Here is a 20,547-nt window from a genome sequence, read left to right on the forward strand (position 1 = left end):
TGCAAGATTAGTTGCGTAATGGTTTGCCTTTCACTAGCATGTGTTGCATTCTTGCTTGAGATTTTGGATCAGCAACTAAGCTTAAGAAAGCTTCTCGTTCCAAGTTCAGTAAATATTGCTCGTCGACTAAAGTACCGTATGGAACTTCTCCACCTGCAATAACATAAGCGAGCTTTTTCGCAATTTTCAAATCATGCTCACTAATAAATCCAGATAAAAGCATACCTTCTGCTCCTAAAATAAGTGCTGCATATCCTGGAGATCCAGAAACCGGTACTTTTTCACGAATAGGTGCTTTATATCCGCCTTCTGCAAGAGCTAATACCACTTGTTTCGCATCGTATATTAAATGATCAGGATTTACACTAATTCCATCTGCAAAATTCAAGAAGTTATTTTCACGCGCTTCTTCACCCGAGGTTGAAACTTTTGCCATTGCAATTGTTTCAAATACTTTGCTTGCAACAGTAAGATAATCTATCTCAACACCGTTTGGAAGTCCCTTCAAGTGCTTAATATAAAGCTCTTTGTTACCTCCACCACCAGGGATAAGACCAACCCCAGCTTCTACTAAGCCCATATATGTCTCAGAAGATGCTTGGATATGAGCAGCAGGTAAGCAAGTTTCTGCTCCACCACCTAATGTCATTCCAAATGGAGCAACTACTACTGGTTTAGCAGAGTATTTAATCTTCAACATTGCATTTTGGAATTGACGAACAACAAAATCTAATTCGAAAATATTATCGTCCTGTGCTTCCATTAAAATCATTCCTAGGTTTGCCCCAACACTGAAGTTTTTACCTTGGTTACCTATGACGAGGCCCTTGAAGTTCTTTTCTACTTCATCTACGGCAAAGCTAATCATTTGAAGGATATCTAAACCAATAGAGTTCGATTTCGAATGGAATTCAAGCAATGCAACTCCATCACCTAAATCTATTAAGCTTGCACCAGAATTAGATTTAATAACACCATGTTTCTTCTTATACCTTTTTAAGTCAATTACCTTTTCGTTTACGGAAACTAATGAATAATCAGATCCATCGAAATAGTATTGATCACCATTTTCTTCTTTATAGAAAGATATAAATCCTTTATCCAATAATGATTGGACGAATGCAGGAACTTCCAAGCCTTCTGCTGTCATTTTTTCAACTGATTCATTTACCCCGATTGCATCCCATATTTCAAATGGACCTTGTTGCCAACCGAATCCCCATTTCATCGCTTGGTCGATCGCAACTATATCATCTGCAATTTCTCCATGAAGCTGAGCTGAATAGATTAATGTAGGACTTAAAATACTCCAAAGTAATTCACCAGTTCTATCTTTTGCATAAGTTAATGTTTTCACTTTTGCTGCAAGACCTTTTTGTTGCTTCGCCATTTCCATTGAAGGCGTTTTCAACTTCTTCATTGCTTCATATTCAAGTGTTTCAGGATTTAGTTCTTTGATTTCTTTTCCTTCTTTTAAGAAGAAACCTTGTCCGGATTTAGCTCCTAGCCATTTGTTTTCAAGCATTTTTTGCATAAATGCAGGCACTTCAAATACTTTTTGTTCCTCACCGGATGTTTGGTCATATACGTTTTTCGCAACATGTGCAAATGTGTCTAAACCAACGACATCTAATGTACGGAACGTAGCTGACTTCGGTCGACCGATTAGTGGCCCTGTAACAGAATCTACTTCTCCAACGGAATAACCTCTAGCTTGCATTTCACGCAATGTTACAAGTAAACCATATGTCCCTATACGGTTTGCTATGAAGTTCGGAGTATCCTTTGCAATTACAACACCTTTTCCTAACACATCTTCACCAAATTGTTTCATGAACTCTACAACTTCAGGAGCAGTAGTTGTTGCAGGAATTACTTCTAATAGCTTCAAATAACGTGGAGGATTGAAGAAATGTGTTCCTAAGAAATGCTTTCCAAAGTCCTCTGAGCGCCCTTCCACCATTGCATTAATACTAATTCCAGATGTATTAGAGCTAATGATTGTTCCTGGCTTACGAACTGCATCTATTTTTTCATATAAGCTTTTTTTAACTTCTAAGTTTTCAACAACAACTTCGATAATCCAGTCCACGTCTTTTAATTTTTTAAGATCGTCCTCTAAGTTTCCAGCAGTTATTAACTGTAGGTTTTTCTTAGCAGTAAGTGGTGCCGGTTTTTGCTTCAACAATTTTTGAATAGCTGTCTCTGCAAATTTATTTCTTACTGATGGATGCTCTAAAGTTATTCCCTTTGCTTCTTCATCTTTACTAACTTCTTTAGGTACGATATCTAATAATAATGTAGGTATACCAATATTCGCTAAGTGAGCAGCAATTCCTGAGCCCATTACCCCAGAACCTAAAACAGCTGCCTTTTTAATTTGATATGTCACGTGCACAGCCTCCCCTTCGTCTTGAATGAATACTCATTCATTTTGATAACAAAAAAAATAGAAGCAATCTCTATGTCTATTAGTTTAGAACAATATTTAAATTTTCGCAATAATAAAATGAATAAATAATTCTTTTTTCTTTCTCCAACATAAGAAACAGTGTAAACTGTAAACAAAGTCATAGGAGGTAAAAAAACATGCAAAAAATTACAACTACTGAACAATTCAACGAGATTATTTCTGGGGACAAAGAAGTATTAGTAAAATTTGAAGCTGGTTGGTGCCCTGATTGCCGTCGTATGGAAATGTTCATTGATCCAATAGTCGAAAAATATAACCAATATACTTGGTACGAAGTAAACCGTGATGAACTTCCGGAAGTTGCAGAAAAATATGAGGTAATGGGAATTCCAAGTCTTCTTATTTACCAAAACGGTGAGAAAAAAGCTCACCTTCATAGTGCAAATGCAAAATCTCCTGAGCAGGTAACTGAATTTTTAGATGCACAAAACTAAGTAAGATAGTATATAGAAGTCAAAGCATCTAAGTGTTATACTGCGACGAGCTGTGCGCAGGAGCACTTTTACAGAATTTTTAGATGCACAAAACTAAGTAAGAAAGTGTCTATTAGTCAAAGTATCTAAATGTTATACTGCGACGAGCTGTGCGCAGGAGCACTGTAACAGAATTTTTAGATGCACAAAACTAAGTAAGATAGTATATATTAGTCAAAGCATCTAAGTGTTATACTGCGACGAGCTGTGCGCAGGAGCACTGTAACTGAATTTTTTAGATGCACAAAACTAATAGTATAGAATGGCTGTTTCTTTCGGAAGCAGCCTTTTCTTTTTTAATTGGGGCAAAGTATGTGTAATCGTTATAATAAGAAAAAAACAGAGGTGCTTATTTATATGTCACACGAACAAGAAATGATTGCATTAAAAGAAAAAATCGCTTATTATGAGCGAATTATTAAGACAATTTCTACTCCTATTATTCCGTCTATCGTTCCTAAAACGATCTTAATTCCTATTGCAGGCTATATGTTTAGGGAGCGCTTTGAAAATATTCAGACGAAAACACTCCAGTACATAGGAGATCATAAAGAAATTGAACAAGCAGTATTTGATTTTACTGGGGTTAATGTAGAAGATGTAGAAGCTTTCGATTACAATGAACTTGCCATATCTATTACCAATTTGAATAGCTCACTTCGATTAATGGGAATTCGACCAATTTATGTTGGTTTTAATCCGCGTTTTATCCGTGAAATTGTTCATGCTAGTATTCAAGTGGATATTGAGACATATAAAAGCTTCCGTGAGGCATTAAACAAAATTTTAGTTGAATCAAATCAGTTCATCGGTATTAAATAAATACAACGGAGAGCCGCATATACAATAGCGACTCTCCGTTATCCCTTAACCATTATGAATAGCTCAAAAAGCTGTAAAACAAATAGGTCCATTCCTCGGTTTAAACCACTCATCTAACATTTTAGGGTCCAATTGATGCACTTTTGCTTCCCCATAGTTATATAGTGACTCTAAGGTTACAGAACCCATCCACCATGAACTTAAATCATGTATTCCAATTGTAATATCCACTTGTTCATGGGTTTTTTCAACTTTTTGAATTTCCCATTGTTCTCTACTGTATGATAATTTATATAACCCGTGCTGCTCAGTAATAAATGAATCCTCTATTTCCAACAAAACCTGTGTATTTTCTTGAGGTCTTCCTAGTCCATTAAAATTAGTTCCATTAACAAATGACTCTATATTTGTTATTCGATACATAATCCCTGAACCGGTAGTAGCCACTTCATGATAAACGCTCGGAATTACATGATTTGAATCATTTAATGGATTAAAAAGACTGTATACAAATGATTGATCATTCGTACGGAAAATAACTCGATCTACTTGATCCTGTTGTGAACTTACCCAAGAAGCAAGTTGCTTATAGGCACTTGGATTACTCCAAATCCATTCGTGGATAATCATATGTTGATGTAGAAAGTGACTGTCCTTTACTGGATCCAAAGTGAAAGCTAGTGCCCCAACTAAACAGTTTTCCTCTTCTACACCAACATAATATGTTTTTCTTGTTTTAATATACTCCTTTTCCTTCCAAGTTCTTTTTAACATTCCATGATTATTTTGAGCGTATTCATTGTATAAAGAAACGATGGCATCTTCATCCGATGGTGTTAAAAATTTCACCTTACTTTTATTGCCGTCAGCAATCATTTCGCCTGGTTTAAACTTAAATTCATATCTTAATGGTCCGTAGCCATAGCCCATTTTCCGATAGAAACTAGGATTAAAGGGATAGAGTGAGACAAGCGCCACATTTTCTTGTCTAGCGTAGTTATGAAAATAAGATAAGAGTTGAAACGCCACTTTTTCTTTTTTATGTAATAAGTGGACAGCAACCATTCCAATACCAAATATGCGTTGAAACTTTCCATTTATATTACATTCAAAATCATTTACTCGAAATATCCCTAGAAGCTCACCCTGTTCATCAAAACAGCCAAAAAACTCTATACCATTATCTTCTTTTTGTTCAGTTGCTAATCGCTCTATGAATTCTCTTTTCTTTTCATCTGACTGTATTAGCATCCCTGGATATGCAAGTGCTGCTATATCTGCCGCCTGTTTCAAGTCTTCTATTTGAAGTAAACGAATCATACGATTTCCCCTTTTTTTAACGATTGTGATAAATTGTATTATAGATTAGGTAAACAATTTTGAAAATACAAATACAAATTCTTTCCAAAAAATCAAAAAAGTTTTCCCCATATTTAATAGGAAAAACTCTTTGTACCCGGAGGTCTGATATGAAAACACAACTGCCAGTTCAAGGTTACTCTCAATATGACACGTCGATTCAAGCAAACTATCGAGCTTCTGCTTGTGGCCCAGTTACTGCTTATGTTTTGTTAAATTATTTGTTCACTAATGCAAGTCCTTATCAGCCTAATGAATTATATAAAAAATTGGGAGGAACACGCATTGGGTTATTTACCTACCGTTTTATTTGTAACATGCGTAAATTGCTCGGACCAAATTGGAAAGTAAATAAATGCACACTCCAAGTAACATTAAACGAGTTGAAAAATGGAAGACCCGTTGCATTAAAGTTTGACAAATACTTTTCGCTACAGTGGAATAAAAGTTTCACTTTCTCCTACCACTGGGTCCCGCTTATTGGCTATGAAATCGTAAATAGTGAACTGGTGCTAATCCTCCATGACAATGGAGGTAGAAACCGTCCCAGTCAAATTAGAAGAGTTCACTATTCAGAAAATGCTTCGATTCTTACTTTTGTTCAAATTACTCCGATCGGAGAATAACTATTTTTGAAGCTGTCTTGCTAAGATAGTGTAACCATGTTCATATAAATAATCATGTTTCGCCGATGGTATATCTTTAATTACTAAATGTTCTAGCTCTGCTCCAATCGGTACATCTCTTCGAATCGTAGCTAGCTCTTTGGAGAGTTTTAGCATCTCCAAATCGGTCTCGATTTTCGTTCGCTGACCTGCTTTCAAAAGTGGCAGTGCCTCCAATACTTTATCGACTGTTCCATAAGTTTGGACAAGCTGTAGTGCGGTTTTCGGACCTATTCCTTTCACACCTGCATAGCCATCACTAGAATCTCCCATAAATGCCTTCACATCTGGGAAAAGTAATGGAGAAATGCCGTATTCTTCAAGAAAACGAGCTTCATTGTATACATCATATATGGTGAACCCTTTTTTAGTGAATGCAATTTCCGTAGAAGGCTCTAGTAATTGCAGAAGATCCTTATCTCCACTAACTATTGTAAACCTCGCGTCTTCCTTCCATTTATGCGTAATGGAAGCAATCGTATCATCCGCTTCCATTCCAGCTATCCCAAAGTTCATCCATCCCAAGTGCTCTGATAATTCCTGCGCCATATCAAATTGAGGAATAAGCTCTTCGGCTGGCTTGGGACGGTTTGCTTTATAGCCATCATATAGCTCATTTCTAAATGTAAGCATCCCTTTATCCCAGCAAACTGCCATATGGGTCGGTTGCATTAAAGTTTGTGCTGCCAATACATGGCGAGCAAACCCTTGCACGGCATTTGTTGGAATTCCTTTGTCATTTTTAAAAAAATTGCCAGACATTGCTGTTGCAAAAAACGATCTAAATAATAATGCCATTCCATCTATAACTAATACATGTGGTTTTTCCTGCGTCATTTTAAACACCCTTTTTTTAAAGTTAACTTATTATAACATGAGTAGATTCAATCTATTAAATAGCGGGTATATAAATTGCAAACTAATAGAATGGAGTATGAATAGATGAATATACATAATGGTTCTCTTTATTGGCCAACTACTACAATACCCTTCACCCCTAAAAATACTTATGAAAAACTAGATATATACGATGTTGTAATAGTTGGTTCAGGAATGTCTGGAACGCTTACTGCACTTGCATTAGCAGAAAGTGGACTTAAGGTTGCTATAGTCGATAAGCGTGAGTTGGCAACAGGAAGTTCAAGTGCGAATACTGGCCTTCTACAATACTCCAATGATATTATGCTGCACGAACTCATCGGCCAAATCGGAGAAAAAGATGCTGTTCGCTTTTATCAGCTCTGTTATGAAGCAATGGATGATCTTGAACGAATTGCAAAGAAATTACCAATTGAAGTAGACTTCATACGAAGACCAAGTATATGTTATGCGAGCGACGAAAACGATGTAGAAAAAATAAAAGCTGAATATGATACATTAATAAATTATGGGTTTCCATGTGATTATTGGGGAAGAAATGAAATGGCAGAAAAAATGCCTTTTACCAAACATGGTGCCTTAGTAACCTATGGTGATGCGGAGATTAATCCACTCAAGTTTGTCCACGGGATACTTTCTAAATTAGAGGAGTTAGGTGTACATTTATTTCCATACACGGAGGTAATAGATGTATTTGAATATAACGATTCTTTAGATATCCGTACTAACAGACAGCCTTTGTATGCTAGCAATATCATATACACAACTGGTTATGAAACTACTCCCGTGGGTGAGCGGGTTGGAGCTGATATTAACCGCTCTTATGCATTTGTCAGCAATCGAATCGCAGAATTTAGTGATTGGTACGAACAAGCGTTAATATGGGAGACAAAGCGTCCTTATTTATATATTCGCACAGCAGTTGACGGAAGGTTAATTGTTGGGGGGTTAGATGAGGATAAGCCTGAAGCACCTCAATCAGATGAACTAATTCAGCAACGAGCCGAAAATTTATTACAGCAAGCCAAAGAGCTTTTCCCTGACTATGATATTCAGATAGATTATGCATATGCCGCAAGCTTTGGCGAATCTATTGATAATATTCCATTCATTGGTGAGCACCCGACTAAAAAAAATCAGTTTTACTTACTTGGATATGGCGGAAATGGTACTGTATATAGCATGCTAGGTTCACATATTTTAAAAGATTTAATAACAGGTAAACGAAACGAAGATGCCGATCTTTTTCAACTTGAACGGAAATATGGCGTGAGGTAATTTGTTTTGTTTAGATATATCATATGAAATCTTATAGAGGATCACGTTGCACACATGATCCTCTATTCATCTTGATATAAAATTATCGACTCTAATGAATAATTCCCCTAAATTTTATTAGTTTTAAAGCTAAAGATATAGATTTTAAAAAACGACAATAAACGGGAAGTAGTAGCTTTTTTCAACTACTTTTGACGCAATAATTTTTAAAACTTCTGTAACATCCCTCATATGCATACTTTGAAAGTTATACTTATGCTTTAGGAAGTCTACATGCTTTAAGATTTCCTCTAAAAACTGTAGATTTTCCTTTGTATTTCTCCCAAAATTATGTGGATGCCACCATAAGTGATAGAGTTCATTTTTCTTTGCAGCCTTAGTCAATCCCTTTTTAATTCGGCGAAGACGAAGTTTCTCTAAAAAAGAAAATTTGCTACTGTATGGTCTTAAAAAACGACTAGAAGGAAGATTGACAATTGGATCTGTCTCGATATTCTTCAAGCGATAAGTATGTTCCCCTGATATATTCACATATGCATCTATTAAGCGACACAATCTTTTCAGCCACGAGTTAGTTTTACTTGTATAAGCTTTATACATCCAATTTTTTTCATTTCCTCGGTAAGCCTTCACTCCAAATTTTTTACACTCATGCAGATAATGTTGGTTCACTTGGTTCCTTGGAAAAACTAAAGATGCTGTTTTTCCTAAGGAAGAATCAGCTTCCAAATCCTTTATAAAATGCTCCTTACTTTGCCCATTTTCTAAGCAATAATAATGAGAAAATGTATGTGTACCTACCTCTTGATTGGGTGTTTCTCGAATCATTTCGATTAGAGATAATCCGAAATGATAAGGATCCACCATTTCATTCTCACCTACATTAGAAAGATTTTTTACTGGGTTAAATGCAGTATTATCATAAGGTATATCCATTTTATTTAAATATGACAAAAGTTCCTGTTTATCCTTGCAATATAGCATTCCTACAATTGCCCACGTTGCATGGATATCATATTTTAAGAACAATTGTAGTATTTGAGGAATAGCTACTCTAGCACCCAGTATATTCGCGCCGTATTCTTCTATTGTGTAAACATCATGTACTCCCCAATTAAGCTCAAAATCTAATGAAATAATAAGAGCTCCCAGTTCCTCATCCTTTCCTCAGTTTAATTGTTCTTCCCAGGAGTACCAATTTCCCAAGAATAGATGCTGTTTCATATCCAGAATATACTTCCGTTATTTCACCGCCGAACTCCATTTTGAAACTGTCAATATTATCATTTTTTGTTAAACCACCCATGTCGTACACCAAATTTTTTCTCCTTTTATAATAAAGAATATTACTCCAAAATAAATATCGGCTAGCTATACTTAACATTCTCTTGTCAAATGGATTGTCTTTTAATCTAAAATGAGATGCAGAATACAAAGAAAAGGCAGTCTCTTCATCAGCAATATAAATTCTATAAGCTAAGGTTTCACTACTACTCAAACGAAATATCCTGGTGATTATCAAATTATTAGATTCCATTAATAATTCCATTGTTTTAACATGGAATGCACCACATTTGTAGGTATTCGTATGCTTGGCAAATTCATTATAAAATTGTTGAAACTCACGGATATTTGCTATAGTTGGGCGATCTAATACCTCTATTTGAAAATCATAATTTACAGCCTGTCGTATTTGTTTTCTATTTGTACGATGAAGATCCTTTAATAACTGCTCTTCGCTTTTTGTTAAATCAATAAGTAGTGTAGTTTGTTTTATTAATTGGTTAAATGGTCGATAGGAATGAGAATAACCAATAAGGTGCGCAGGTGGTAATGGAATTTCTCCCGTTTTTAAAAAGTAGCAATTTACTAGGGTCAAATTTAAAATTTTTCGCTTTACAAGGATTATCTGGGCACCCTCTTTTCTATTAATATTCTTCTCTACTAGTTTTTGTATTTCCTAAGACTCTAGTAAAAGTAACCTTCTCGGTCCATTCAAATCCAAGTTGAGTGAGTAATTTAACACCTATCTTATCCTTTGTTTGCAAACTTACAAATACATCTTTTCCTTTATAATGGTGATTTACAAACCTCAGAATCTGTTGAATATTTCCATTGTGCCAATCTCTAATATAAATACTACTTTTTTTAAGATTAATAACTACTTCAACATCATCTAATCGAATGACATTTTCATTTATCCAAAATGCTTTTAAAATGTCCTCGGAATAGTATCCTGCATATCCATTATAAATTTTCTGTAAAATATCCTTTCGCTGAGCCCCAGATGAAAGAGCTAAATTATTTGGTAGTTTCCTAAACTCATATTCTTTACCATCTACCACTGAACTCCTATGTTTTCTTCCTACTAGATAGGACCTCTTATCATAGATAAAAGGGAATAACTTGTTACTAATGCCTCTTACCCAATAACTAAAACTACCTTTTTGACGCAGAAAATATTTAAGTTTACCAATAGTATTTCTTCTAAACAATACTGCAGCTCTGTATTTTTTTACTTTAGAAATAAGTATATCCTTTAGCCATAATAAATTTCTAAAAATTTTTGCCCTTATAGTATTAGTTGAAAATATAGATTTTCTTGTATAGTCTACATCTGTATTCCATTCCATCTTATAAGGTTCGTAGCCAATGCTCATATCCAATTTTTGAATGCCGTCGGAAATTAACTGGCTAACTTTTTCTTTTATCAATAATCTACCTGGTCCATAACAATCAAAATCTGAATCATGACCTAACACATACCCTAAGTACCTTGTCCTACATGTAAATCCATACGTAAAAGCAATCTTTTCATCTTGTAACTGTAATGTTGTCAAACGAACTGAAAATTTCCCAGATGGTAATTCCGCTAAATACTTAAAGAATTCCTGCTTTCTTGCTGTTGAAAAACCACTCGTATCATTTTTCCTTTCCCATCTACGTTTATGCAGTCTTACAATGTCACTCATTTCATTCGCTTCAACAACTTGTAAAGATACATCTCCTAGAGCCCTCAACCTTTTCTCACGCCGATCCATTCCGTGTAATTTTTTCCGAGTTCTCATGTATTCATCAAAATCAAGATTCTCGAGATTTATAAACGGGGTAACAATAGAAAAATGCCGTTCTTTCATATTTCTTGCTTTTACATACTTTGATAATACAAACGGGGTACTAGTACTTTCCAATAAACCATGGAGATAAAATACGATGCTTTTTTTTGATTTTATCAACTCATCCAGCGCAAACATAATAGCCCGATTTGCATCAGGTTTCCTAACTATAATATCCATATAATTTGCTACTCCAAGAGCTAAAAAGTGGGCCATATATCCAAACCAAGTTTTTTTAAATTGAAAAGGTAAAAAGGCAATTATACGGTTATGCTCCTGTACAGCTAAAATCTCTACGTTCTCATGAGAGCCCAAGATTTTCCACCAGTTATATACAAATTCGTATTCTATAAATGGATTAGTATTTTCATTGTCCTCCGTTAACTTATTCCAGTCCTGTTTGTAAATTTCTAAATGTGTATAAGATTTAATACTTATAAGCTTCAAATAATCCTCCCTTCGTTTACAAATGTTTGACTAGGTTATAAGATTGGATAACTTCTCCTATGCCCTCTTCCATGGAATAACCTGGCTCCCAATATAGAAGTCTTCTAGCTTTTTCATTTGAGAGGACACTTCGTTTTATCTCAGCAGCATCTAATTCTGTTAAAAGCGGCTCTATTTCTATATTGGTAGATTTAGAGATTAATTTATATACTTCATTTATCGTAATTTCAGTGCCTGAACTAATATGAAATACGCCTGTTTCATGACTCACCATTGCAGAAAGACAAGCAGAAGCTACATCCTTAACATAAATGAAATCTCTCGTTTGACTACCATTATGAATAATTGGAGCTTTTCCTTTATAAAGATTATTAAGAAAGCTGGAGATAACTCCACTTTCTTGATTAGACCCATAAACATTTGAAAACCTTAAAATGCAGCTTTTAAGGCCGAACATTTTTTCATACAAGTGGACATAGTTCTCAGCCGATACTTTTGATAATCCATAAAAGGAAAGTGGACATAATTTAGAGTCTTCTTCTACAGGAAAAACGCTAGGATTTCCATAAACAGCCGCTGAAGAAGCAATAATACATTTCTTCACGTTAAATTGATTGGAATATTTAAGCGTATTGAGCGTACCTAAAACATTTGCTCTGCAATCTTCTACTGGGTTCTCCATAGAATTTAAGACGGAAGTTTGTGCAGCCAAATGAATAACATAATCCGGTTGTTCTAGTTGAAAAATACGTTGAGTCTCAGAATTTGTAATATCAGCTTCGTAGAATGTTACATCTCTAGGTAATCTACTTTTATAGCCCTTCGATAAATTATCTAATGCAACAACGGAATATTGGTGATCTAAGAGCTCCTGTACAACATTTGACCCTATAAAACCTGCCGCTCCTGTTACTAACACCTTCAACCTTTTTCCCCCAATTTTATTAAGTTTTTATACGACAATATGGTTTGACTATACATCCGTTCAAAGGTAAAGCTAGTTTCATATATTTCACGACTCTTATTCCCCATCTTTTTTCGAAGTAAAGGATCTTCGATTAAAGTAGAAAGTAATTCAGGTAAATTATGATGTATTAAAAAACCATTTTCGGAATTCCTAACTGCTTCCTTAACTCCACCTACATTAGAAGCAATAATTGGTAGTCCGTGTGACATCGCTTCTAATATTGATAGTGGCAACCCCTCCCACGAAGATGTCAGGACAAAAATGTCTGCATCATGTAGTAGGTCCGAAACGTTAGAATGATTACCTAAAAATGTTACTTTATGACCTAAATTATGCTCCTGAACAAATAGAGCAGCTTGCTCCCGCAGTCTTCCATCACCCGCAAAAATCATATGCCAATTTAATTCCTTTATAAGGGCCAACGCCTCTAAAAGTTCTAAGTGCTTTTTTGGTATATCAAAACGAGCTACCATTAATATTTTTACTATCTCATCAGGTGCTATTTGTTTGATTAAATTCCTTTGATCAATCACACCGTTATGAATAGTCTCTAGTTTGGTGGAAGTTAGCACTTGATGATGTAATGCTAAAATTCTGTCATAGTCACAAACGGTAATCACTTTTTCCGTTATTTTACCTATCCATTTTTCCATCATGCGATAAAAAAACTGTTTATTTTTTTCTACACCTTCTGTAAATGCCCATCCGTGTGCTGTAAATACGAATGGAATGCGTAATGACCAACAGGCGACTCTACCTAGTATTCCTGCCTTGGAAGAATGTATGGCAACTATGTCAGGTTGTTTTTGTTTCAATGTTTTTCTAATCTCCCAAAAAGCTAAAATATCCTTTATAACATGTACCTTTCTTATTAAATGCTTCATTGGTATATATTCAATTTCTTTTACAAACAGCTCTTCTGCTAGTTGATTTTCAGTTCCGTAGAGGATTGAAACTCGATGACCATCTGCCTCTAGTCTTTTCGAAATATCAAGTACATGAACTTGAGCTCCCCCTACCTCATACATATGTGTGATTAGTTGAACAATTCTCATCAACATCCCTCTTTTTTATTAGAAGTTAAAGATGAATCTTCCTTCTTATAAATTGAATAAGCAGTTTTGATTCCTTTACTTTTAGAGTGGTTATCAGTAGGAAATATATTAAACCTCCAGTGATTATGATTGCAGACATTTTCAGTAAGGGATTCCAGCTAATAAGCGTATATTTTTCTATTGCATAGATAACAATTCCCATCACACATGATGCAAAAATTACTTTTAGAAAAGTAATTACGTTATCTTTAATTCCAAATGGGCCAATTTTTTTACGTAAATTAAGTGCTAGCAAAAACGAACAAAACAATGCGGAAATACTTGTTGCCAATGCTAGGCCTTTAAGACCCATATAGTGGGATAAAACAAAATTTAACACGATGTTTAATACGACTGCGAGTGCTGCATTAAACATTGGTGTTTTCGAATCTTGTAAAGAATAGAATGTACGATTTAATACTTCTCGTATCGCATAACCGATCATACCTACACAATAGTAAAAAAGAGCTTGTGAAGTCATATGAATTGCCTGTTCATCAAAATTTCCATGCCCGAACAGCAATCTTATAATGGGTTGCGATAATACCATAATACCTACACTAGCTGGCACAACAACTAGAACAACACTGGAGATTACCCCACTAATTGAATTTTTAAAATCTGCTATATTTTTTTGAGCAACTAAATTGGAAATAACGGGAAACATTACAGTTACAAATGAAAGGACGAAAATACCTTGTACAAAATCATTTAGTCTACTGGCATAGGTCAAGGCCGATATACCTCCCTCCACAATTGTGGAAGCAAGCGTTTTATCAATCATTAAATTTATTTGATCAATTGAAATACCAATCATTATTGGAAAAACAATAAAGGACATTTTCTTAATATGAGGATCATTAAATTGCACAGTTGTTGAATATCTAAACTTTGCTTTCAATAAAGAAGGAAATAAAAAAATTAATTGAAAAAGTGCCGCAAGTACACTGCCAATAGCTAGTACGATAATATCTGTGTGGGTACTAATATAAATAGACAGAATGATTATTAGATTAAATGGAAAACCAATCATCGCGGGTATCACAAATTTCCCATTTAGCTGGAGATAGTTCACTAATAGTTGGGTTAAACTAGTAAAATAGATGCCCACTATCCCAATTCGAGTAAACAAAACAGCAACTTCTAAAGTATCTCCATCAAAACCAAATGCAAATACTTTGACTAGAAGATTCGAGAAGGCAAGTCCAATAATGATAATTATAGTAGTAATAATAAGAACGATATTGATTAGATTATTTGTAAATTTAACCGCAGCAAACCGACTTACATTATATTCAATATTTTTATATAAAGGTATATAAGCAGTAGATATGCCTGCAATTATCAAACTAAAGAGCACTGATGAAATTGTTATAGAGACAATATAGGCATCACTAATGGAAGAAGCACCATAAAAATAGGAAAGTGTAATGTCTCTTAAAAATCCCGTTACCTTTGATAGAATCGTAATAATCATAATGACAATCGCTGTCTTTTTTATCGTTTCTATAGCTTGTCCTTCTTCGCTAAGTTATTTAATAGTCCTTGTTACATGATCTCCCGTACAACTATTAGTCAAATTCATATATATGATTTATTGCAAAGAATACTAATATAAAAAAACTTTCGTTAGACATAGCATTTATAGACATATAGCTAACTGCCATACAAATAATAGGTAACCATCCCAAAATACTCGTCTCACTAATTTTTCTCTTGGAAGCGCTAATTTTAAATATTACGCATATAAATAGCACGAAAATTATAAAGCCTACCAATCCCCAGACTACCAATAACTCTAGTAATATATTGTGAGTCTCTAAAAAAACACCTGATCTAATATAATATTCTTGTATACCAATACCCACCAACATTGACCAAAAATCAGCTACGATAAAATCAAAATATTTCTCAGCTATTATATTTCTATTACTTGTTAGTCCACTTGGATCTTCTAAAAAGTCTGTAAAACGAGAAAAGAATAAACTAAATACCGAATGAACTTCCTCACTAAAGTATAAAAAGAAGCTTGCTATAAAAAGAAATGTAATAATCATAAACCAAAGAATTTTTCTATTACCCTTAAGACTAGTAAACACTTTTATTACCATTAATAACATTAAAAAACTAACTACCAGTAAAAACATTCTCGATAGGCTTAATACACCAAAAGCTCCATAAACAATGAAAAGTATTGGATAAATACTTTGTCTCCATCTACTATTATTTTTATTTATAAGGTAAAGCAATCCGAACATTGAGATCATAATATACATGGAAAAATAATTGGAGTCACCAGCAGCTCCTTTAAATCGAATCGTAGGATTATTAGCCAGTAGAGTGCCATACATATTATAGAAATTCAATAATCCATATATTATAGAAATACCTACACCTGCGAGGAAATACTTTAGGACTGTTTCATGATTATAGGTGGAACGACTATATATCGCTATGAGAAATACATATAAAACTGCAGCACTCCAACTTACTAGTAAAGCGATACCTTTAACATCATAATAAAAAATATGAATCCACTCATACAGCACAAAAATAATAGCAACAAGAAGTAGTTTTTTATTCACGAAATGGTGTAGAGAAGTTAAACAAAGCTTTAATAAAGCCACACATATTAATAAATTTAAAATGGGGATTGAACTGCTACCTACATAGATAAAAGTACTGCCAAGATTGGGAACTAATAACAGGAGGAGCGCAAAGTTACTAGTCAAAGAAGTAAAGAGCAACCGCATTATTAAGTAGCAGAGTAAAGCATATATAATTAGGTTACTAGGACTAAACAATTTGCCTAAAATACATCCCCCAATTATTACTATATCTAAGAAGAAAAACATAGATGCATTTGTCTTTATAGGGTGAGACATTATTAAAGTATCGTTAGTAAATAACACTTTGATATACCTGATCCAAGTTTCTTCTATATAAATTCATATCACATAGTTCTGCAGCTTGTTTTGCAGCAGCAATAGACATGTCCATGTAAGTTTGCTCCGAATTTAATAGATAAATTATTCTAGATACAAACTCGTCCTCACTATTGCAAATATACCCACAACTCTTGTCCACTATATATTCCATTCCCTCCAAACGAGGAACAATAATCGGTTTCTCTAATGCGAGTGCTTCTATCGCTACAATTGGTAACCCCTCCGAAAGACTAGTCATTACCAGAAGCTTGCTTCTAGATAACAGTGGATAAGGATTAGGTAAAAACCCTTTCAAATCAATGATATCTTCTAAATCATTTTTTTTAATATACTCTTTACATTCTGTCTCTAGGGGTCCCTCCCCTAGCATAACAACCCTCAAATTAGGTATAACTTCTTTAACTTTTTCTACAATAGATATAAATCTTAAAGGGTTTTTTACCCTATTTAACCTTCCTATAAAAGCAATATCATACGCTTCCTCTAGTGTTCCATCTGACTTTTCTTTAATTTGCTTGATATCCACTATATTCTTAATTACAGTTGTCTTTCTTTTAAAAAAAGTTGATAAAAGAGTTGATTTTTTTATACCAGGGCTAACAACAACTATTTGTTTTATTTTGAAACAAGCGAGAAAAAACAATATTGAATAGGGATTTACCCGTTTGAGCCACTTTGGGTTTTGATGAATGTGAGAAACTACCGGTATAAAAAAAGAAGCGGCCAGACATTTCACAGTTGCTTTAAAATCGTGCGCATGTATTATATCTGGTTTCCATAAATCAATAGCTCTTTTTATTTGTAAAACATTAAATTTTTCAAGAGGAAGATAATGGATCCCACTTACTTTAAGTATTTCCTTTATTCCACCTTCTGGAGAGGCATATGCACATTCATAAGTATTTGAAAGATTATTGATAATATTTATCGCAACATTTTCAGCACCTGCTAATTCATTTGAACTTAGAATATGCAATATTCTTTTTTTCAAACTATCCCCCCTCCCTTTTAAATCTATTAATCTTTCTCACCGTAATATTCATAATAATAATGATTTTTTTCAAGTTTGAAATGGTTTAATATTATCCCTAGAACATGAGCATTTGATACCTCCAACACCTCTTTAACTTTATATAAATTTCTTTTTTCTGTTGTACCAGAACTGGTTACTAAGATTGTGCCATCGCATTTGGCTGATAATATTTGTGCATCAGCAACGGATAGTAAAGGTGGTGCATCGAAAATGATTAGGTCATATAACGAAATTGTCTCTTCTAAAAATATGTTCATGGTAGATGAACCAAGTAACTCTGCTGGATTAGATGGCATGGGTCCACATGTTATCAGGTCAAGTCCAATTACCCCTGAATCCTTTAGAACGTTAGATAAACACCAATTACTCATTAAGAAATTTGTTAACCCCGGAGAAACAGGCTTATTGAATGTATAATGCATAGTAGGTTTTCTAAGGTCTGCATCTACTAAAAGAACTTTCTGCCCCTCCTGAGCAAAAGAGATTGCAATATTCGAAGCTATAGTAGATTTACCCTCTCCAATAGAGGTTGATGTAACTAGGAGAGTCCTACATTCTTTATCTTTCATTGCAAATTTAATATTTGCTCGTACAGTTCTTATTTGTTCTGCTACAATAGATTTTCTATCTGTAGATATTACAAGTTTTCTAGCATGATGCATTCTTTTCTTTTTAAACAACCTCCCTCTCCCCTTTCACTGTTTGTCCTTTGTTTTTCTTAACTCTTTTAGTAGAAATCGGACTTATAAGACCTAACAATGGAAAGTTCATAATATCTTGTACATCCTTTTCAGTTTTAACCGTTGTATCTAAAAACTCTATTAAGAGTGATATACTGACCCCTATTATAAATCCAAGAAATGTAGCAATTGCTAGGTTCAAAGGAATGTTTGGTATGATTGGTTTTTCCTTATTCTTTACTGTTGCTGGAGAAAGTATTGTGACATTATCCACATTCATTAATTCACTTATCTTCTCTTGAAAGACCTCTGCAGTCATATTCGCAATACTAACTGCTTTTTTTTGACTAATGTCCTTTACGGAAATATTGAGTACTTGCGAATTTTGCTCACTCGACATTGCTATCTTCTCCATGAGCAAATCTGGAGTGATATTTAACTTTAGACGTTCAATTACTATTGATAGAATGACTGGACTTTTTATTATGACCGTATACGTATTTATCAATTGCAGATTTGTCTGTATATCTTGTGTACTCAATTGTTGATCTTGTACCACTTTCTGGTTAATTAAAATTTGTGCATTGGCATCATATTGTGGGGTTATAAAAAAATAACTTATAGCCCAAGTAACTGCCACGACTAAAAGTAAACAACTTAAAATTAGAAACATTCTTTTCTTTACAATTTTTACTATTTCGTATAGGCTAATTTTACCCTCCAACCAAATCATCCCCTCTATATAACTAGATCTAATTTAGTGTTTTGTACTATTTTTTTTAAAACTGATAGGTGGTATTGGTTGTAGAACAGAACCCTCTAGCACATGTTTTGCGTTTTCCATAAAATAAGTGACGTATTGTGAAGAGAATTTCTTTTGAATATATTTATATGCGCCTTTTATTAAAAAAGGTCTATTCTTATAATGATGGGCATCGGAAGCGATGAAGTGCACTAAGTTATGTTTTATTAGTTGCTTAACGAATCTTTGCATCGTTAATCCATTCTCTCCTACAATTGTTGATGCATTTACTTGTAAAAGCGCCCCTCTTCTCACAATCTCATAACATAGCTGCTTATCCCTTTTAAAAAATTCACACCTTTCGGGATGAACTATAATTGGGATGTAACCTGAAAATTGAAGTTCAAGCAAAATATCGAAAATAAATGTTGGAAAATAGTTAGTAGGTAATTCCAACAATAAATACTTACCACTCTCTCCTAAAGTCATAAGATTACCCTCTAAATCTTGTAGCATTTCGTTATAAAAATAGGTTTCTTGTCCACATAAAATATGAAGCGGGATAGATTGTTTCAAGAGCTCCTCATTCAGGCTTTTTGCAGCTAGTTTTACGGCCAAAGCAGGATTATCGTACTTTCTATTTCGATGATGAGGGGTTGCGATAACATGCGTTATACCATTAGCAACAGCGGTTGCTGCAAGTAGTAGTGCTTCTTCTAGAGACTCAGGACCATCATCTAATCCTGGTAAAATATGATTATGAATATCAACCAGCAACCCCCTCATCCTTTCTGTTATAACTCGTTCACCAAGCCCCTTTTCCCATAATCACTATAAATATTGTTCGTATTACAATCTTTAGGTCAAGTAGCAAGGAGCAATGCTTAACATAATATAAATCATAGTTAACTTTTTCCCCATGGGTGATTGCTGATCGACCATGCACCTGGGCATACCCCGTGATGCCAGGCTTTACTAATAAACGCTTCTTTTGGATAGGAGAATAATGATTAGTAATTTCAATCATTTCTGGCCTTGGACCTACAAAACTCATCTCACCTTTTAAGACATTCCAAAGCTGTGGGATCTCATCTATACTATATTTTCGATATATTTTCCCAAGCTTAGTAATCGTTAAAGTTGGCGGTGTTATAAAGGAAAAATCTTGCGGGACTTCGTCTTTCCATTCGTATTGGTGTGAGCTTGACTCCATATCCTCTGTCTGCATTGTTCGAAACTTCCAGATGATAAAAGGTCGATCATATAACCCTGCCCTGTTTTGCTTGTAGAAAACGGGACCACCCGTAAAGATGAATAAAATTATGGACAAACAAATAAGAGCTGGAAACAATAAAAAAAGTAATAAGGAACTAGCTAATACGTCTAAAGCTCGTTTGGCAAAACGTCGATAGAAAAAAGGCGTGTCATGTAATTGAGTTAATGTATGATCTATACTCTCCAGGGGCTGTTCTCCTTTTAATAATATTGTAGAAAGCAAGCTACTAAAAAGTATATTCAGTATCCCCCTTAAAAAAGAACTAAATTTTATGTACTTAGGACAAGTTATTCTA

At 34.3% G+C, this 20,547-nt stretch carries 19 protein-coding genes; 4 read left to right on the forward strand and 15 right to left on the reverse strand.

All coding sequences use genetic code 11. The features are described 5' to 3' along the window. Positions 1-7: 7 nt before the first annotated feature. Positions 8-2,347, reverse strand: a complete 2,340-nt coding sequence (locus tag ACQCPR_RS13630) for a 3-hydroxyacyl-CoA dehydrogenase NAD-binding domain-containing protein (RefSeq protein ID WP_427138948.1) — start codon at positions 2,345-2,347, stop codon at positions 8-10. A gap of 242 nt (positions 2,348-2,589) precedes the next feature. Here ACQCPR_RS13630 and ACQCPR_RS13635 point away from each other — a divergent pair, with 242 nt between their 5' ends. Together ACQCPR_RS13635 and ACQCPR_RS13640 are read left to right on the forward strand one after the other, a co-directional pair. Beyond that, positions 2,590-2,907, forward strand: coding sequence for a thioredoxin family protein (locus tag ACQCPR_RS13635; RefSeq protein ID WP_090567024.1), 318 nt, complete (start codon positions 2,590-2,592; stop codon positions 2,905-2,907). A gap of 396 nt (positions 2,908-3,303) precedes the next feature. After that, positions 3,304-3,768 carry an STAS domain-containing protein gene (locus ACQCPR_RS13640; protein WP_090567021.1) on the forward strand — a complete coding sequence of 155 codons (465 nt, stop codon included), beginning with the start codon at positions 3,304-3,306 and terminating at the stop codon, positions 3,766-3,768. A 63-nt stretch (positions 3,769-3,831) separates the two neighbouring features. On the opposite strand, the gene ACQCPR_RS13645 is transcribed toward ACQCPR_RS13640, so the two are convergent. Then, complete coding sequence (locus ACQCPR_RS13645) at positions 3,832-5,088, reverse strand: GNAT family N-acetyltransferase (protein WP_427137256.1); 1,257 nt, start codon at positions 5,086-5,088, stop codon at positions 3,832-3,834. Positions 5,089-5,237: 149 nt separating this feature from the next. On the opposite strand from ACQCPR_RS13645, the gene ACQCPR_RS13650 reads away from it, so the two are divergent. Then, positions 5,238-5,753, forward strand: coding sequence for a C39 family peptidase (locus ACQCPR_RS13650; RefSeq protein ID WP_427137257.1), 516 nt, complete (start codon positions 5,238-5,240; stop codon positions 5,751-5,753). Here the strand turns inward: ACQCPR_RS13650 and ACQCPR_RS13655 are convergent, their stop codons facing one another. After that, the gene (locus tag ACQCPR_RS13655) at positions 5,754-6,629 is read right to left on the reverse strand and encodes a 5'-3' exonuclease (protein ID WP_427137258.1); all 876 of its coding nucleotides are present in this window, start codon (positions 6,627-6,629) and stop codon (positions 5,754-5,756) included. It abuts the gene before it with no gap. Between the two features lie 105 nt (positions 6,630-6,734). Here ACQCPR_RS13655 and ACQCPR_RS13660 point away from each other — a divergent pair, with 105 nt between their 5' ends. Further along, entirely contained in the window at positions 6,735-7,949 is a 1,215-nt protein-coding gene (locus ACQCPR_RS13660) for an NAD(P)/FAD-dependent oxidoreductase (RefSeq protein ID WP_427137259.1), read from the forward strand. Positions 7,950-8,093: 144 nt separating this feature from the next. Here ACQCPR_RS13660 and ACQCPR_RS13665 read toward each other — a convergent pair whose 3' ends face one another. The 12 genes from ACQCPR_RS13665 to ACQCPR_RS13720 all read right to left on the reverse strand — a co-directional run bounded on the left by ACQCPR_RS13665 (position 8,094) and on the right by ACQCPR_RS13720 (position 20,474). After that, positions 8,094-8,903, reverse strand: a complete 810-nt coding sequence (locus tag ACQCPR_RS13665) for a polysaccharide deacetylase family protein (protein ID WP_427137260.1) — start codon at positions 8,901-8,903, stop codon at positions 8,094-8,096. A 202-nt stretch (positions 8,904-9,105) separates the two neighbouring features. Then, positions 9,106-9,828, reverse strand: coding sequence for a hypothetical protein (locus ACQCPR_RS13670; RefSeq protein ID WP_427137261.1), 723 nt, complete (start codon positions 9,826-9,828; stop codon positions 9,106-9,108). Positions 9,829-9,877: 49 nt separating this feature from the next. Continuing rightward, positions 9,878-11,512, reverse strand: a complete 1,635-nt coding sequence (locus ACQCPR_RS13675; protein WP_427137262.1) for a GNAT family N-acetyltransferase — start codon at positions 11,510-11,512, stop codon at positions 9,878-9,880. Positions 11,513-11,528: 16 nt separating this feature from the next. Then, positions 11,529-12,431: an NAD-dependent epimerase/dehydratase family protein gene (locus ACQCPR_RS13680; protein ID WP_427138949.1), complete on the reverse strand. Its 903-nt coding sequence runs from the start codon at positions 12,429-12,431 to the stop codon at positions 11,529-11,531. A gap of 2 nt (positions 12,432-12,433) precedes the next feature. Beyond that, positions 12,434-13,534, reverse strand: a complete 1,101-nt coding sequence (locus tag ACQCPR_RS13685) for a glycosyltransferase family 4 protein (protein ID WP_427137263.1) — start codon at positions 13,532-13,534, stop codon at positions 12,434-12,436. A gap of 25 nt (positions 13,535-13,559) precedes the next feature. Then, the gene (gene murJ, locus ACQCPR_RS13690) at positions 13,560-15,083 is read right to left on the reverse strand and encodes a murein biosynthesis integral membrane protein MurJ (RefSeq protein WP_427138950.1); all 1,524 of its coding nucleotides are present in this window, start codon (positions 15,081-15,083) and stop codon (positions 13,560-13,562) included. A 61-nt stretch (positions 15,084-15,144) separates the two neighbouring features. Beyond that, positions 15,145-16,485 (reverse strand): O-antigen ligase family protein, encoded by a 1,341-nt coding sequence (locus tag ACQCPR_RS13695; RefSeq protein ID WP_427137264.1) that lies wholly within the window; start codon positions 16,483-16,485, stop codon positions 15,145-15,147. Further along, complete coding sequence (locus ACQCPR_RS13700) at positions 16,472-17,512, reverse strand: glycosyltransferase (protein WP_427137265.1); 1,041 nt, start codon at positions 17,510-17,512, stop codon at positions 16,472-16,474. Before ACQCPR_RS13700 ends, ACQCPR_RS13695 begins: the two co-directional genes overlap by 14 nt. Before the next feature lie 26 nt (positions 17,513-17,538). Further along, positions 17,539-18,234 carry a CpsD/CapB family tyrosine-protein kinase gene (locus tag ACQCPR_RS13705; RefSeq protein ID WP_427137266.1) on the reverse strand — a complete coding sequence of 232 codons (696 nt, stop codon included), beginning with the start codon at positions 18,232-18,234 and terminating at the stop codon, positions 17,539-17,541. Then, positions 18,227-18,958, reverse strand: a complete 732-nt coding sequence (locus ACQCPR_RS13710) for a YveK family protein (RefSeq protein WP_427137267.1) — start codon at positions 18,956-18,958, stop codon at positions 18,227-18,229. The genes ACQCPR_RS13705 and ACQCPR_RS13710 overlap by 8 nt, the downstream gene beginning before the upstream one ends. A 33-nt stretch (positions 18,959-18,991) precedes the next feature. Beyond that, the gene (locus ACQCPR_RS13715) at positions 18,992-19,753 is read right to left on the reverse strand and encodes a tyrosine-protein phosphatase (RefSeq protein WP_427137268.1); all 762 of its coding nucleotides are present in this window, start codon (positions 19,751-19,753) and stop codon (positions 18,992-18,994) included. Between the two features lie 28 nt (positions 19,754-19,781). Then, positions 19,782-20,474 (reverse strand): sugar transferase, encoded by a 693-nt coding sequence (locus ACQCPR_RS13720; RefSeq protein ID WP_427137269.1) that lies wholly within the window; start codon positions 20,472-20,474, stop codon positions 19,782-19,784. Positions 20,475-20,547 lie beyond the last annotated feature (73 nt).

The organism is Psychrobacillus psychrodurans (assembly GCF_050209195.1).
GTDB classification, from domain to species: Bacteria; Bacillota; Bacilli; order Bacillales_A; family Planococcaceae; genus Psychrobacillus; species Psychrobacillus psychrodurans.

Excerpts from the sequence above, each read along its gene's own strand:
- ACQCPR_RS13630 (WP_427138948.1), bottom strand. The coding sequence starts at position 2,347 with ATGGGCTCAGGAATTGCTGCTCACTTAGCGAATATTGGTATACCTACA.
- ACQCPR_RS13635 (WP_090567024.1), top strand. The coding sequence starts at position 2,590 with ATGCAAAAAATTACAACTACTGAACAATTCAACGAGATTATTTCTGGG.
- ACQCPR_RS13640 (WP_090567021.1), top strand. The coding sequence starts at position 3,304 with ATGTCACACGAACAAGAAATGATTGCATTAAAAGAAAAAATCGCTTAT.
- ACQCPR_RS13645 (WP_427137256.1), bottom strand. The coding sequence starts at position 5,088 with ATGATTCGTTTACTTCAAATAGAAGACTTGAAACAGGCGGCAGATATA.
- ACQCPR_RS13650 (WP_427137257.1), top strand. The coding sequence starts at position 5,238 with ATGAAAACACAACTGCCAGTTCAAGGTTACTCTCAATATGACACGTCG.
- ACQCPR_RS13655 (WP_427137258.1), bottom strand. The coding sequence starts at position 6,629 with ATGACGCAGGAAAAACCACATGTATTAGTTATAGATGGAATGGCATTA.
- ACQCPR_RS13660 (WP_427137259.1), top strand. The coding sequence starts at position 6,735 with ATGAATATACATAATGGTTCTCTTTATTGGCCAACTACTACAATACCC.
- ACQCPR_RS13685 (WP_427137263.1), bottom strand. The coding sequence starts at position 13,534 with ATGAGAATTGTTCAACTAATCACACATATGTATGAGGTAGGGGGAGCT.